Here is a 15253-nt window from a genome sequence, read left to right on the forward strand (position 1 = left end):
GATCTATTTGACGCTTAGCAGGTATTCCATCAGTGCACCGAAATCGTCTTCCGATAGGGTATGCCGGAACTGGTCGGGCATCAACGTATAGGGAGAGGGCGTATAGGAAGCCATGTCTTTTTTGGCGACGTTGAATTCCTTACCGCTGATGTCTGCGAAAACCATGACCTCCCCTTCGGTCCGCCGGTAGAGCCCCGATTGTTTCTTGCCATTATTGAGGGTAATGTTATAGGTACGGAACGACTCCGAGATGTTCCTGTTCGGGTCGAGCACCTTTTCGGTCAGTGCCCGTACACCCCAATTGCCGATGCCATCGAGCTGGGGGCCGATTAGGCTGCCCTTGCCACCAATTTGGTGGCAGATGGCGCAGTTGGATTCAAATAGCGCCTGTCCTTTCCCTACGCGTTGCCCGGTTTCTTCGAAGCGCGCGATCCGATCCTCGATCAGCTGTTTACGCGCCACCCGTTCGTCTTCGCCCTGCGCCAATAGGTGCTGGATGCGTGTGTGCTGGTTGGCTTGCGCATTCGCTTCCAACAGTTCCTTCACCTTGAACTCGGCGAGCAGATCGGTAGGGATATGCTTGTTGTCTACGGCTTCTAGCAAATGGTTTATCCCTGCCGGCGAGGCAGCCAGGGCAACGGTTGCCGCCAACTGGACAGGCCGTGCACTGCCTTCCATGCCCTGCGCGAGGTATTGCAGGGCTTCAGTTCCCTGCAACTGTGCCAAGAGGGGTGCCAGTTGCTCCCGTAGCCATGCCGGTTCGGCCTTGTTGGCAAAAAGGGTGCCTAGTAGTTTCGTGTCCCCTTTTTGGGGCATCGTGGCCAATGCTCCTGCAGCCGCCAGCCGCGTATTGGGATTTATCCACGTTGCTTGCAAGAGCTGTACGAGGCGACCATGCAACTCCACCAGGTGTAGGGTGCCGGCAATCTCGGCCGCCCGCTGCCGTTGCTCGTCGATGTCCGAGGGGGTATAGGCGGGCATCACCACCACCTCGGGCTCCAGCTTTCCGATGCCGATGGAGCCGGTTTCCGAGCTATCCACCACCTCGAGGTATCCCATTTTACCCTCATGCCCATGCAGGTGCAACGTGGTTGACTTGATGAGGTCGGCGAATTCCATCTTGGTATGCGGTGGCTGCTCCATGCGATACTCGGCCACCGGCCGATGGTCGTCGGCCAGCCGTATGCGCACCACGTTTTTGGAAGTGCCCACTTTTTCTTCCGAGTTGTGCACATCGTTGTCGAACACGTTCATGCGCAGCTCGGCAGGCAGCTTAAACGGTTTCGTATAGAGGGTAGCGCGGGGCTTGTAGCCGTTTCGCTCGCTCAGGTAAATCCGAAAAGCAGGCGCTACGTTCGTCAGGAACGCATCGGAGAACGCCCAGGGACTGAAGTCTTCCGTCCGATGATCTTGGGGGGTGCTCTTCCATATATCACGGTCTATCGGTACGGCATCCAGGAAATGGCGGGCAAGTTGCGCGCCCCATGCCTGGAGCTCGGAGGGTGCCGCCACACCCCGCTGGGCTACCCCTTCCTGGATATTCAGGAAGAGCGAAAGCTGGGCCGGCTTATCGTTGGCAAACTTTTCGGTGATGAGGGGTACCACTTGTGCGAGCTGCGTGGCACGTGCATACCTTCCCACAAAAGCCAGGTTTTTCTGCAACACATCGAGCGGCAGGTCGTGGTGGAGCAGGTAATCGAGCACAAACGTAGCTGCTGCCGGTGCTTCCACATCGCGCATGGCCAGGGCAAGGGTAGCCCGTTTGGCTTCACCCCATTCCATGCGTGATACTTGCTCGGCCACCCCTTTTCCCCGTAGGTTGTTGCGGATAGCCAGCAATGCCGTGTATTTCAGGTGGGTGTCTTCGGCGGGGCAGTTGGTGTATAAAGTGAGCAGCGGCGCGACATGCGTGGCATCTGGAAAGCGGTTGAGCACTTCGGCCGCGGTGCGTTGGATAAAAGGGTCGGCTGCGGACAGCGCGGTGACCACGGAATGATGTTGCCGATCGGTAAGTGCATCAGATTCCGCCAGGATACGCAAGGCGTGCTGGCGCACGATGCCATCGCGATGGCCTAAGGCCGCTGCGAGCATTTCCTCGGGCAGTCGATGCAGGCGATGCAGTGCCCATAGGGCGTGGATATAGCCAGTAGGGGCCGAATCTGTGGACGATACCCGTTCGAGCATGGCCGCCACGGCCTGTTCGCCAAAGACATCGACCAGCCGGTCGGCTATCTTCAGGCGTATGGATAAATGCGGGTGGTCGAGCCCGGCCACCAGCTCGGCGAGGCTTGCTGTGGCCCAATTCCGTACCGGCACCGTGCCCCGGTCTTTGCCTGTGTACGTTATTTTCCATATACGTCCGCTTAATCGGTCGCGCCCGGGGTGGTCCAGCGCTACTTCGTAGTGGCCGATGATGCGGTTATAGAAATCGGCGATGTACAATGATCCGTCCGGCCCGGTTTTGATGTCGACCGGGCGGAACCAAGGATCGTCGCTCGTTAAAAAGGGTTCTTCTTTTTTAGCGATGGGCGTGGTCCCTTGATAGGTAACCGTATTGCGGTCGATGCGACAGGTCACCACATCGCCCGTGTAGAAGCTATTCCGGTACGCCTCGGGGAACTGTTGGTCCGTGTAATGGACCAATCCCGAAAGCGCGGTGGAGCCCAGTTCGTAACTCATCATTTCGGGTGCGTAGCCAATAGCGGGGTCCTTACGTCCCCATTGGGGGTAGTCGCCCCCCGGTATAAGCTGAAATATCGGTTTGCTATGGCAGTCTACCGAATACAGATACCCGCGTTCGTCTAACGCCGAACCGAACGGATTGATGCGCCCGTTGGTGGTCTGCTCCACGCGGCTGCCGTCCAGCCGGAAGCGGAATGTATTGCCTGAGACCATCGTGATGGAATCGCCATCCGTACCGGCCACGGTAGAAACATTGGTGAACCCGTGGCAGGCATGGATCCACCCGTCATACCCCCGGATGAAATTATTGACCATACCGTGGGTATCGTTGTACCCGAAAGGCCCGACAAGTACGTCCTTTTTTTCCGCTTTGCCGTCGTTATCTGCGTCCCGAAAACGGTAGATATGGGGAATGCTGAAGCCCACGGCCCCATCGGCCACGGGCATGATGCCAATCGGTATATTCAACTGGTCATCGAAGTGTGTAAAAACATCGGCCTTGCCGTCACCGTCGCTGTCTTCCAAGATGGTGATCCGGTCTTTCCCGGCTCCCGGGCCAGCCGCAACGGGGTACTCCGAGGATTGCGTGACCCACAACCTGCCCTGGTCATCAAATTCCATATTAATGGGTTTGGAAATGTCCGGCTCCGAAGCAAACAGGGTGATTTCAAAACCCGGTGGAAGGTTGAATCCAGCCATTTCTGCCGCCGGTTCCTGAAATGCAGTAGTCCTTACGTGGTCGGCAAACTTGTCGCCAGATGCTTCCTTGTTATGGTTGCCACAGCCGAATGGCAACAGGCAGGCGCTGTACAAGCCAATCCGCCATAACGCCGTTCTAAAAATCGATATACCCTTGTTTGTAACCATGTTTATGCGCAGGTTTTTAATTGGAATTGATGGGATTCAAACGAATCCTGTAGCCAAAAGTAGGCAATCGTCAAAAAAAGGCAACCCGTACCGTCCTGACCCGACCATTACCTAGATACTTTTCAATAAATATATTTACGCAATCGATTGATTAAAGATAAAAACACTATTTTTGCGGCCGTTGATTTGTGAATAACGTTAATTAAAATACGACACTATGTGTGGAATCGTTGGCTATACGGGCCGCAAGCAAGCCTATCCCATCCTCATAGAGGGACTGAAAAAGTTGGAATACCGTGGTTACGACAGTGCCGGTGTGGCGCTGCACACCGGAAACCACTTGGCCGTGTACAAGAAGCAGGGTATGGTGGCAGCACTGGAAGCGTTTGCCGGTGAAGCGCCTACCCGCTCCACGGTCGGCATAGGCCATACCCGTTGGGCTACCCATGGCGAGCCGTCCGACCGCAATGCCCATCCGCACCTTTCCAAATCGGGCAAGATTGCGATGATCCACAATGGTATCATCGAAAACTATGCGCAGCTCAAAGATGAGCTGCTCAAAAAAGGCTATTCTTTCAGCAGCGATACTGACTCGGAAGTACTGCTTAACTTTATCGAAGATATCAAGCTGAATAATGCCTGCTCGCTGGAAGAAGCAGTGCGGATTGCACTCAAAAGGGTATCGGGCGCGTATGTGATCTTACTGATCGAAACCGAACAGCCGGAGACCATCGTTGCCGCCCGAAAGGGGAGCCCGCTGGTCATCGGCGTGGGTAAAGACGAACATTTCCTGGGTTCCGATGCCTCGCCCATGTTGGCTTATACCAAGGAGGTGGTCTACATCAACGATTATGAGCTGGCCATTGTAAGGCCCGATGAATTGATATTGAAAAACCTGGGCAACGAGCACATCACACCTTTTGTGCAGAAGCTCGACCTTGAGCTGGCTGCGATTGAGAAGGGTAACTTTGAGCATTTCATGCTGAAGGAAATCCATGAGCAGCCCACTACCATCCGCGACTCGCTGCGCGGCAGGCTCAACGCTGCGGAGGGATACATTACATTGAGTGGGCTGGATAAGATTGCCGATAAGCTGCGCGAAGCTAACCGCATTGTCATCGTGGCCTGTGGCACAAGCTGGCACGCGGGGCTGCTGGGCGAATACCTCATCGAGGAACTTTGCCGCCTCAATGTGGAGGTGGAGTATGCCTCGGAATACCGTTATCGCAACCCCATCGTATCGTCGAAAGACGTCATCATCGCCATTTCGCAAAGTGGTGAGACGGCCGATACGCTGGTGGCATTGGAAAACGCGAAGGAGCAAGGCGCTACCATCTTTGGCATTGTCAACGTGGTGGGCTCATCCATTGCCCGGATTACCGATGCGGGGGCGTATACCCATGCAGGGCCCGAAATCGGCGTGGCTAGCACGAAGGCGTTCACTGCCCAGCTAGCGGTATTGCAGTTGTTGGCGCTGAAGTTGGCAGAAATCCGTGGTACCCTCTCCAGCGGGCTGTTCCGCACGTTGCTAAACGAGCTCGATGCGGTGCCAGACAAGGTGGAGTGGATTATTGAGCACCAACTGGCGAATATCAAAGACATTGCCCGGCGTTACCAGGATGCCCAAAGTTTCCTGTTCCTGGGGCGGGGTTACAACTTTCCCATCGCCTTGGAAGGGGCGCTGAAGCTGAAGGAAATCTCGTACATACATGCGGAGGGGTACCCTGCCGCGGAGATGAAACATGGCCCCATTGCGCTGGTAGACGACCAACTTCCGGTGGTGTTTGTGGCTACGCGCGATGCTTACCACGAAAAGATCGTGAGCAACATCCAGGAAATCCACGCCCGCAAGGGTAATGTGCTGGCGGTGGTATCCGAGGGCGATAACTCGGTGGCAGGCCTGGCCCAGGCGGTGATGGTAGTGCCGGAGGCGCATGAGGTGATTGCGCCATTGCTTTCCGTGATCCCGTTGCAGCTGCTATCGTACTACATCGGTGTGGCCCGTGGGCTGGATGTGGATAAGCCGCGGAACCTGGCCAAGTCGGTAACGGTGGAGTAAGGTGCCGCCTCGCGGTGTACACGGTACTCAATCGTGCTTCACCCACACCAACCGATTGAGGTCATAACCGGCTTTACGGGCAATTTCCAGAAATTCCTGTTTCACCCCCTCGGGGATGGTGGTCTTACGCCCGAGTATCCAGAGGTAATCGGTGTTTTTGCCCATCACCAGCGCATATTCATAGTCGCCTTTTATAGCCACCACATTGTAGGGTGAATAGAAGGGGCCGAAGAAAGACACCTTCAGCTTGCCTTCGTGGGGCTCGCCCACCAACTTGGCTTTTCCGTTGGCGACCTTTGGCCGTTTCTTTACATAGTCGTAACCGGCATTGGTTACACTAACGGTGCCATCATCGTTTAATGCATAATGTGCACGCGTGTTTTTGAGGTTCTTTTCGAACCGGAAATCAAACCGCGCCAATTCATACCAATCGCCCAGGTAACGCTTGAGGTCGAAATCGGTCACCACGCTGACCCCTTTGGGTTTCGACTGGCCATATCCGCATAGTGCCAGGGCGGTGGCACCGATAGCGAGACCGCCTACGGCCAATATATATCGTTTGTTCATGTAGGGGCAACAATCGGTGTCGCGATTTGTTCAGCGATGCACGACTTCCATGATCTGCTCGGCCAGTGTACAGGCCTGATCCCATTTAAATAAGTAATTCCACCAGTGGTTTGGTATCGCGGTGGCTGTGTTGAGCGCGGGGGTGTGGTGATGGTGCCCAGCCAACCTGAGGAAAGTGAGATTTACCGCCGGTCGACACTCCCCGCCTGTGCGCAACTGCAGTACCTCAACTTGTCATCGACCGCGATTGGGAATGACGGCGTCAATCAGTTGAGAGGCTTGCCCGCACTAACGCGGGTGTACCTTTTCGGTACCAACGTAACGCGCGAAGCGATTGCCGACATGCAGCAATCGTAACCCGCCGTGGTTATCGATACGGGGGTATGTATTGCCCGCTTCTTAACAGCCTTTAATTACACTTTGCCAGAATCTCTTTGGCAAGGGCAACGGTAATGGGCAGGGTGGTTGCAGCTTCGGCGCTGAACTTGGTGCGGAGCGAAAAGGATGTCGCGCCGGCCAGTACGTTTAGTTCCAACCCATGCGTGTCGTTCCAGCTCCAATAGGCGCGGTCGCCCACTTCTACCCGCTGATAGTTGAAGCTCAACCGGGCTTCAAGGAATTTTTTGGCCTGCTCCAACCCAGCGGGGTCATCGGCGTACTGCCGATCGAGGTTTTCGCGCATTTCCCGCACCTCGGCATCGGACAGCTTCCGGTAGCCGATGTCGAACAGTTCGATAACGGATTCCTGACTGTACAGTTGCACCTCACTAGCCGTGTAAAAGTAAAGCTGTGTGAATTCCAGTCGGTTGCGGTCGGGGCCACGGATGATTTGTCCCAGTATTTCTATCTCCAAATCAGGACGATCGCTGTTCCACGTATAGGTGGCATGACCATACTGGCCTTTCATGGTGCTGACATCCAGTTTATAGGAGGCTTCGTCTATGGTTACATGTTTGCCAACATCCGCCTTGGTCAGCAATTTTTCATACTGGAAGTCATAATTTTTCAGGCATGCGCCGGTCTTGTCGTCCCAAGCCGGCGGGTTGTCGTCTTTTGAGCAGGCGGCCGCCAGGCTGGCGATAAAGAGTATAGACAGTAATTTTTTCATGATGAGATAACTTACTTAATAAAAGATGGGTGCTTACCTTGGCCGCTAATTAGAATCCGAATGCAAATTGATCTTTCACATCGAATTTCCCTTCGGTGATCGCGAACTCGCCGCTGAAACCGCTTCCATCCATTTTCAACTCGGAGAGGGTCATCTGGAAGGTGCCTTGAAGTTTCGTATACCCCCTGCCGGAAAGTCCCGGAATACCGGTTTGGTTACCGATTTCAAAGCCGGTGATGGTCAGCTTTCCAATCGACTTGTTTGCTTCGGCAATGCCGTAAATACGCGCCGCATCCGAGCCCAGCCCCACTTGGTACGTGGCATAGACCAGTGGCCGGCCTTCGGGATCACTATCGAGCGCAATGATGTCGTACGTGCCTTTCGGGTTGTTGAATTGCGCCGCCGTGAAGCTCATGTAGATGTAGAACGCATCGACGACATCGTCGGTTGAGCCCGCGCCCTGCGGGGTGAACATGCCGGTAAGTGCAATGATGTAGTGGTCCGTTTCCTCCTCGTGCGCGGTAAACACAAATGCCGTTTCGGCCTCCCGTGGCGTACCGTCGGCTTTCATGCTCAGTTTGCCAGCGGTCAATCCGAATGGATCGGGTGTTTTGTCTTTCTTGCACGATGACGCCACGAAAATCAACAGGACGAGTGACGCAAGTAGATAGATTGGTCTCATGGGTAGTTAATTAAGCTGGAAATTGTACGCGAGTTTGAGGGCCACAAAATCGAGGCTGCCGCCGGAGCCGGATACACCCTGGAAGCGGAGGCCAAGGTCCCACGCACCCATCAGGTAGCCGCCACCGATGCCATAGCCGAGGTGGGTTGCGGATGTGCTACCACCGAAATTGCCTATGCTGCTGTCTTTGAATTTGACGGCGGTGCGCACTGCGGTGAGCCCTAGCTGCCCTTCGGCGTAAAGGTTGCCAAACCGGTGGCGGTAGCCGGCCAACACGGGAATGAGTGTGTTGGAGCCCGAAACCTGGTCGTTACCGTCTTTCATGCCGAAGCGTAAAAACCCGATCGTTAACGTGACTTGCCCAGCATCGCTGATGCCATACAGTCCTTTGGCCGAAGCACCTAAACCGACGCCAAAACCTTCGCCGAAGGTACCGAGAGGCAGTGCGACGTCTACGCCTGCACCGATTTGGATGTCGCCCTTTTGTGCGGAAGCCATCATGTAGGTGCACGTGGTGAGTGCAATAATGAATACAATTTTTTTCATGGTCTTTGAAATTTATTTCGTCAATTATTAACGCTGCAAAGAGATAATATAAGGGGGGCGGCTACAATAGCGAGTGAGTAACTGCTGGGTTTGGAAGAGCATTGTAAAGTTTCCGGTGAGAAATGGGGAGTTCCAAAAAGAAGGGGGACCGAAAATCGCGGATTCTTGCTGATTACGGCCAAATTCTCACCGCTTCGGGTAGTTTGATAACTGACGCTTCACCAATGACAAGAAAGCGCTATATTTATGGATTTTATAGACTGAATGGAATATACGCACCTCGCTGAGATCAATCAACAATCGGACATTATCGGACTATTGTTCTGTGGTGCGGTGGCGGTATTGATTTTTTTCGTTTCTATACTCTATTTCAAAAATAGGGAACGGATTTACCTGTTCTATACGTTGTTTTTGGTCTGCTCGTGGGTGTACGGTTTTATCAATATCAAAACCGTTACCTGGTTTGGGCAACTGTTTGATGGGTATTTCTATGGTAATAGGCGAATCATCGAGCCGGTTGCCTTATTGGCTTTCAGCGCCTATATCTTTTTTGCGGTGGAACTGATTGATCTCCGAAGCCAGAGCAGGCGCATAGCCCGCGCGTTCCAAATCTGGGGTATTGCTTGCCTTGTATACGCAATTGCTTATTTTGTTTGCTACCCCGCCATCTTCGACTATACATCGTACATCTTCTTGTCGGTACGGGTGATTATCTTCTCATTAAGTACCTATTTTCTTACATGGGTGATTATGCACGTCCAGTCGCCCGTAAAAGGTCCGTTTGTGTTGGGCAGCCTAGCCTATTTCGTAGGTTCGATTGTGGCATCCGTACGGTTTTCATTCAGTGACTTACCCACAGCGTGGTTATATAACGCTACGGCACCTACGTATTTTGAAGCCGGTATTTTCGTGGAAACGCTCTTTTTTGCGGTGGCCTTGGGGCAACGTTTCGTCCATCTGGTCGAAGAAAAGCAGGTAGCCCAAGAACGGCACATCGAACAGCTCAGCAAGAATAGGCAATTGGCCAGTGAGATGAATAAGCAGCTCGAAAAAAAAGTGAAGGTACGGGAAGCGGAAATCATCTGGGCACAGGAGGAACTCAACAGGGAAGAAAAGAAGCGACTGCAAGCGGAGTTTGGGATTGAAATGGCAAAATCCGAAATGCTGGCCCGGACGCTACAAATTAATCCACACTTCTTATTCAACTGCCTGAACTCCATTACCTACCTGATCCAAAGCGACCAGAATAAGATAGCCATCGAGTACCTTGTGGTATTCAGCCGCTTTATCCGCATGGTGCTAGAAAACTCACAGAAGCAAGTCATCCCGATCCTTGAAGAGCTGACCATTGTGGAAAAATACCTAAAGCTCGAAAAAAACAGGTTTGATGATGATTTTTCGTACCGGATCAGTGGCGGCGATAACCCGCAGATGAAAGGCATCATGGTGCCTCCCATGTTGTTCCATCCAATTGTGGAGAACGCCGTATGGCATGGCCTGATGAACAGCCCGACGAAAAATAAGGAAATCACCGTTGATATTGTGCTAAACGACCACACCCTCACGATTACCATCACAGATAACGGTGTGGGCTGGAAAAGCAGCCGGCAGTCGGCAGAGCGGGGGAGCGACAACCGACTGGGTATTTCGCTGACCAAAGAACGTATCAAATTATATAATTACAGCTTCGACGACAAAATTGATTTTCAGCTGACCGAACTCAACGGCGGCGTACAGACAGGAACGAAAGCCGAATTTACCATTACCTTGACTAAAAAACGGTCCTCTATCACGTAAGTCTACCATGAACATAACGAAATGCATCATCCTGGTCTTTGTCTTGGCCACCACGATAACACCGGAAGCGGTGGGAGGTGATTCTCGGGACAGCCGGATAGACAGTTTGCGCCGGCGGCTGCAGCGCGAGCAGAACGATTCGACCCGGGTGGAACTCCAGATTGACTTGTCGCGCCTGGAACACAGGAAGACACACCACGAAGATGATTGCATCGGTATAGCCGCATTGGCCATGGAGAAGGCCGCCACACTTGCCAACACCACGCTGTATGCCAAGGGGCTAGACAACCTGGGCCTGTTGTATCGCTACCACCACCGCTATGCGCAAGCATTGCGGCTCCACATGAAGGCATTTGACCTGATTGAACACGAAGCGGCGCCCCCGCTGAGCAAAATGATCTACGCCAACAATACCGGGGTGGCGGCACGCCATAATGGCGATAACGATATCGCGGTAAATTATTACCTGAAGTCATTGGCCATTGCCACGCGTGCCGACGACGAGAAGAATATGGAAATTGCCTCCAATGGCTTAGGTATAGCCCTTATGAGCCTCCCTGGCAGGGGTGAAGAAGCCTTGGATTACTTGCACCAAGCGCTTGAGATTGCAAAAGGTGCTGGCAACAAACGCGGGCAAGCGATGAATTACTTCTCCATCGGCGGGTACTATGACAAGGTAGGTCAGCACGACAAGGCTAGGGGATACTTCCGTGAACTTCAGCTCTTGAACGAAGAAATGGATGACGAAAACGGGATGGCCATCAGCTTGCAAGCAATCGGCAACAGTTTCCTGACGGAGGGAAACGACCTGCCTGCGGCACAATCTTATTTTCGGCAGGCCCAACAGCGCTTTAAGGAAGTTGGCAATGATGTAGGCGAAGCACAGACGCTCAATAGCCTTGGCGAAATCTTTTTTAGAAACCAGCAGCTAACCCAAGCGTTGTCGTTTTTCAGGCAGTCGATGGAGGTGGGGGTTCGGTTAAATAATAAACGGCTGATCAAGAATAGCGCTGAAATGATGTCGCGTATCTATGAAGAACAGCATAATACCTCCGAAGCATTTAACTATTTTAAAATAGCACAGCTATATAAAGACAGCCTAGCGCTCATGGAGCAGGAAACGGCCATCATGGCCATCAAAACGCGGTACGATTTCGAAAGCAAGGAAACAGAAATCGAACTGCTTACCAAAGATAAGACGCTCCGAGAAGCACAACTGAAAAGCAGCGCGCTCATTATCTACCTCATGGCCGGCGTGCTGATTTTGTTACTGGGGCTGATTTTTTTCCTAGTTCGAATACGGCGAATACGAAGAAAGGCGATTATGCTTATTGAAGCACAAAAGCGCGATAAGTTGAAGGCGCAGTATGAAAAGAGCGTCATGGAAGCCGAAATGATCGCGACACGTATGCAGGTGAATCCACATTTTATGTTCAATAGCCTCAATGCGATTAAGTTTATGATTCAAAGTAACGAAAACGCCAAGGCAATGGGATACCTGGTTACCTTCAGCAGGTTTATCCGCAGTGTGTTGGAAACCTCCGAACAGCCCGTGCACACGGTGGCGACCGAGCTGCGTTTACTGGAGGGTTTCCTAAGGCTCGAGGAAAATCGGTTTGACGGTGACTTCAGTTACCGCGTTAGTGATGAGGTAGAGCAATGGGCCGACCGTAAAACCTTGCCTGCACTTCTCTTGCAGCCATTTGTAGAAAATGCCATTTGGCATGGCTTGCTGGCCAGCGAACGGTCCGACAAACGTATTGCCATCTGCTCCCGGTCGGATGCCAACGGGATTGTAATTACGATTGAAGATAACGGGGTAGGCTTTGTGAAAAGTGCGCCATCGCGCGATGGCCATACCAGCATGGGACATCGCATAACCGATAAGCGGATTGAGCTGTATAACAGTAATTTTCCGGATCACATCGAATGGCATATCGAATCGATAGCGGATGCGGAGGGACAGCCATCGGGTACACGTGTGCAGCTCATCATCCGTATTGACGCCCACCACGACAGCGACCGCAACGAACCTAACGAACCCCTGATTACTGAAATAATTACTGAAACCACTTGACGTAGCATCCATGTTTAAAATTGCCATAATAGATGACGAGCTGCACTGTGTGAAAAGCTTGCTCCTACATATAAACCACCTTTTTGCAGATTTTGAGGTGGTGTTTCACAGCATTAAGCCCCGTGAAGCGATTAAGACCCTGCGGGAAACGCCTGTCGATCTTTTATTCCTTGACGTAGAAATGCCGGGGATCAACGGGTTTGAGCTGCTGGACCAGTTTGAACAACCGTCTTTTGACGTGATCTTTACCACGGCTTACAGCCAGTACGCCATCCAAGCATTTAAAGTACGGGCGGTAGACTACCTACTGAAACCGATTGATGAACAGGAGTTGGTGGAGGCGGTGAAGGGCTGGCGCGAGCGGCGTGAACTGGAACAAGATAACAGCCAGGTCAGTTTGCTGCTCGACAACCTCAAGAAGGATGGTTTGCTGGGCAATAAGGTGGCTGTGCCGATCCTGGATGGTTTTGAGTTTATTGACGTAAAGACCATCCTGTACTGTCAAAGTGAAAATAATTACACCAATATCCATTTCGAATCGGGCAAAACCCTGTTGATCAGCAAAACGCTCAAGGAATTTGAAAAGGTAATGGAAAAATTCCTATTTATCCGCACGCATCAGTCGTATTTGATCAATCCGCAGTATATGCGGAAATATGTACGAAACGACGGTGGTTATATTGTGCTAGTGAACGGCAAGGAGATTCCCGTGAGCGCTTCGCGCAAGCGGGTAATCGTGGGATTGTTTGAGGCAATAAAACGCTGATAAAGAAAAAATAAATAGTACCTTCGTTGTTATATGTACCAATTATGACATCGGGTCGTCTGTCGAAGCAAACTATCACTTTGGTTATCGTTGTTTTCTTTTCGTTGACAACCGCGTGGGGCAATCCCCTGGACAGCCTGGAGCGGCTATTGAAACATGGCCCCGTTGATTCATCATACATCGAGACGCAACTGAAGGTATCGCAGTTATACCATCGCCAGGCCCAACACGGCGACCGCTGCATGGACCTTGCTGCCGAAGCGGTGCAGCATGCGGTCGACCTCGGCGACACCTACCTCTACGCAAAAGCATTAGACAACCTCGGGCTGCTTTACCGCTACCACCAGTATTACGCGCAGGCGGTGCCACTGCACCAGAAGGCTTTCGATCTGACGGAGCACCTGCCCATCCCCCCGCTGAGTAAAATGATCTTTGCTAACAACACCGGCGTGGCGGCCCGGCACAATGGCAATTTCGACGTATCCGTAGCGTATTATCTGAAGGCGCTGGCCATTGCCGAAACGGAGCAAGACAACAAGAATAGAGAGATTGCCAACAACGGACTGGGTATTGCGCTAATGAGTATACCGGGCCGCGAACAGGAGGCCCTAGAGCACCTCCGGCAGGCCCTCGATATCGCAAAAGCATCCGGCAACACGCTGGGGCAGGCCATGAATTATCTTTCTATCGGAAGCTACTACGACGAGATCGGCAATCACCGGACGGCGCGCGAATACCTTGCCGAATTGCAGCGACTGAACGAGAAGATGGACGATAAGAACGGGATGGCCATCACCTTGGAAGCCATTGGCAATAGTTACCTGATGGAGGGGGAAGACTTGCAAACGGCCAAAGCCTATTTCGGGCGGTCGCTATCCCTGTATGAGGCATTGGACAATCCGCTCGGACAGGCTACGGTGGCGAGCAGCATAGGCGACGTTTTTCGGCGGCAGGGACAGCTGGACCAGGCACTGACGGCCTATTCCCGGGCCTATGATGTGGGCAACGAATTGCGGCAATATGCCATGATACAACATAGTGCGGCGGCGATGTCAAACACCTATGAGCAGCAGGGCGACACCAAGCGGGCACTGGCCTATTACCGCATCGCACAGCAGTATAAAGACAGCCTTGCCTTCCATGAACAACAAGTGGCGATTTCCGCTATCAAACAGCAATACGATCTTGAAAGCAAGGAAGCAGAGATTGAACTGCTTACTAAAGATAAGCAACTGGCCGAAGCCAAGCTACACAGCCGAAACCTAATTATCTTTGTGATGGTGGGGCTGTTGGCGGTGGTTGCCGGCTTTGGATTTGTCAAATACCGTGTACGGCGCCTCAAAAGACGGTCGGAAGAGCTAATTAAACAGCAGAAAGATGCCCGCTTGAAGGCGCTTTACGAAAGAAATCTGATGGAAGCCGAAATCATCGCTACACGGATGCAGATCAATCCGCATTTCATGTTCAACTGCCTGGGATCGATCCGCTTCCTGGTGGAACGGAAGGAGTATGACCGTGCGCTCAATTACTTGGTCCATTTCAGCCGCTTCATTCGCCGGGTATTGGAGATTTCGCATCGTCCTGTGCATCGTGTATGTGATGAGCTGCAGCTGCTAGATCAATACCTGAAACTGGAGAAGAACCGCTTTGATGGTGAGTTTACCTACCAAATTGTTAACGAAATGGCAGAATGGGAAAATCGCGATGTCATCCCGGCGCTGCTGCTGCAGCCCTTTGTGGAGAACGCGATCTGCCATGGCTTGGCACCCTCCGACCGGAAGGACAAGCGCTTGCAGATTGTGGCGAAATCGCGCGGCTCGGCGATTCAACTTACCGTTGAGGACAATGGGGTGGGGCTGCGCAAACCGGCAATGGAATGCAAAGACCATAAAAGTATGGGCCATGAGATTACCGATAAACGGATAGACCTGTTCAACAAGAGCTACCGCGACCATATCCAATGGAACATCGAGAACCACATGGGCCCCGATGGGACGGTAGCGGGCACCCGCGCTCAGGTTGCTATTCTTATTGGGGATACGCAGGTAACGGAAATGAGGCGTGAAGTCTCCTGATTAGCTTATTTTTTATGTACCTTTGTC

General features: G+C 52.6%; 11 protein-coding genes. 6 read left to right on the plus strand and 5 right to left on the minus strand.

The genetic code is table 11. From position 1 onward, the window contains the following. Positions 1 to 3: 3 nt before the first annotated feature. On the minus strand, positions 4 to 3549 hold the full coding sequence (locus U9S71_RS06050; protein WP_326326009.1) for a PVC-type heme-binding CxxCH protein: 3546 nt from the start codon (positions 3547 to 3549) through the stop codon (positions 4 to 6). 217 nt (positions 3550 to 3766) lie between these two features. Between U9S71_RS06050 and glmS the strand changes: the two genes are divergently transcribed. Next, positions 3767 to 5608 (plus strand): glutamine--fructose-6-phosphate transaminase (isomerizing), encoded by a 1842-nt coding sequence (gene glmS, locus U9S71_RS06055; protein WP_326326011.1) that lies wholly within the window; start codon positions 3767 to 3769, stop codon positions 5606 to 5608. Positions 5609 to 5635: 27 nt separating this feature from the next. Here glmS and U9S71_RS06060 read toward each other — a convergent pair whose 3' ends face one another. Further along, on the minus strand, positions 5636 to 6175 hold the full coding sequence (locus tag U9S71_RS06060) for a lipocalin family protein (RefSeq protein WP_326326013.1): 540 nt from the start codon (positions 6173 to 6175) through the stop codon (positions 5636 to 5638). Between the two features lie 105 nt (positions 6176 to 6280). Between U9S71_RS06060 and U9S71_RS06065 the strand changes: the two genes are divergently transcribed. Further along, positions 6281 to 6532 carry a hypothetical protein gene (locus U9S71_RS06065; protein WP_326326014.1) on the plus strand — a complete coding sequence of 84 codons (252 nt, stop codon included), beginning with the start codon at positions 6281 to 6283 and terminating at the stop codon, positions 6530 to 6532. A gap of 52 nt (positions 6533 to 6584) precedes the next feature. On the opposite strand, the gene U9S71_RS06070 is transcribed toward U9S71_RS06065, so the two are convergent. From U9S71_RS06070 to U9S71_RS06080, 3 genes are read right to left on the minus strand one after another with little or no spacing between them, the layout of a single operon-like run. Beyond that, complete coding sequence (locus tag U9S71_RS06070; RefSeq protein WP_326326015.1) at positions 6585 to 7283, minus strand: hypothetical protein; 699 nt, start codon at positions 7281 to 7283, stop codon at positions 6585 to 6587. A 49-nt stretch (positions 7284 to 7332) separates the two neighbouring features. Next, the gene (locus U9S71_RS06075; protein WP_326326016.1) at positions 7333 to 7965 is read right to left on the minus strand and encodes a hypothetical protein; all 633 of its coding nucleotides are present in this window, start codon (positions 7963 to 7965) and stop codon (positions 7333 to 7335) included. A 6-nt stretch (positions 7966 to 7971) separates the two neighbouring features. Then, positions 7972 to 8511, minus strand: coding sequence for a hypothetical protein (locus tag U9S71_RS06080; RefSeq protein ID WP_326326018.1), 540 nt, complete (start codon positions 8509 to 8511; stop codon positions 7972 to 7974). Positions 8512 to 8775: 264 nt separating this feature from the next. On the opposite strand from U9S71_RS06080, the gene U9S71_RS06085 reads away from it, so the two are divergent. Genes U9S71_RS06085 through U9S71_RS06100 form a run of 4 tightly spaced genes read left to right on the plus strand, consistent with a single transcriptional unit; the run spans position 8776 to position 15226 of the window. Further along, positions 8776 to 10308 (plus strand): sensor histidine kinase, encoded by a 1533-nt coding sequence (locus tag U9S71_RS06085; RefSeq protein ID WP_326326020.1) that lies wholly within the window; start codon positions 8776 to 8778, stop codon positions 10306 to 10308. Between the two features lie 7 nt (positions 10309 to 10315). Next, entirely contained in the window at positions 10316 to 12385 is a 2070-nt protein-coding gene (locus U9S71_RS06090) for a tetratricopeptide repeat protein (protein WP_326326021.1), read from the plus strand. 10 nt (positions 12386 to 12395) lie between these two features. Next, a complete protein-coding gene (locus tag U9S71_RS06095; RefSeq protein ID WP_326326022.1) occupies positions 12396 to 13151 on the plus strand; it encodes a LytR/AlgR family response regulator transcription factor in 756 nt (251 codons plus the stop codon). Positions 13152 to 13195: 44 nt separating this feature from the next. After that, the gene (locus tag U9S71_RS06100) at positions 13196 to 15226 is read left to right on the plus strand and encodes a tetratricopeptide repeat protein (RefSeq protein ID WP_326326023.1); all 2031 of its coding nucleotides are present in this window, start codon (positions 13196 to 13198) and stop codon (positions 15224 to 15226) included. Positions 15227 to 15253: the final 27 nt, after the last annotated feature.

Source organism: Parapedobacter flavus, assembly GCF_035818675.1.
Classification (GTDB): domain Bacteria; phylum Bacteroidota; class Bacteroidia; order Sphingobacteriales; family Sphingobacteriaceae; genus Parapedobacter; species Parapedobacter flavus.

Bases quoted from the DNA above. Each gene is read 5' to 3' on its own strand.
- U9S71_RS06050 (WP_326326009.1), bottom strand. From the start codon at position 3,549: ATGGTTACAAACAAGGGTATATCGATTTTTAGAACGGCGTTATGGCGG.
- glmS (WP_326326011.1), top strand. From the start codon at position 3,767: ATGTGTGGAATCGTTGGCTATACGGGCCGCAAGCAAGCCTATCCCATC.
- U9S71_RS06060 (WP_326326013.1), bottom strand. From the start codon at position 6,175: ATGAACAAACGATATATATTGGCCGTAGGCGGTCTCGCTATCGGTGCC.
- U9S71_RS06070 (WP_326326015.1), bottom strand. From the start codon at position 7,283: ATGAAAAAATTACTGTCTATACTCTTTATCGCCAGCCTGGCGGCCGCC.
- U9S71_RS06075 (WP_326326016.1), bottom strand. From the start codon at position 7,965: ATGAGACCAATCTATCTACTTGCGTCACTCGTCCTGTTGATTTTCGTG.
- U9S71_RS06080 (WP_326326018.1), bottom strand. From the start codon at position 8,511: ATGAAAAAAATTGTATTCATTATTGCACTCACCACGTGCACCTACATG.
- U9S71_RS06085 (WP_326326020.1), top strand. From the start codon at position 8,776: ATGGAATATACGCACCTCGCTGAGATCAATCAACAATCGGACATTATC.
- U9S71_RS06090 (WP_326326021.1), top strand. From the start codon at position 10,316: ATGAACATAACGAAATGCATCATCCTGGTCTTTGTCTTGGCCACCACG.
- U9S71_RS06095 (WP_326326022.1), top strand. From the start codon at position 12,396: ATGTTTAAAATTGCCATAATAGATGACGAGCTGCACTGTGTGAAAAGC.
- U9S71_RS06100 (WP_326326023.1), top strand. From the start codon at position 13,196: ATGACATCGGGTCGTCTGTCGAAGCAAACTATCACTTTGGTTATCGTT.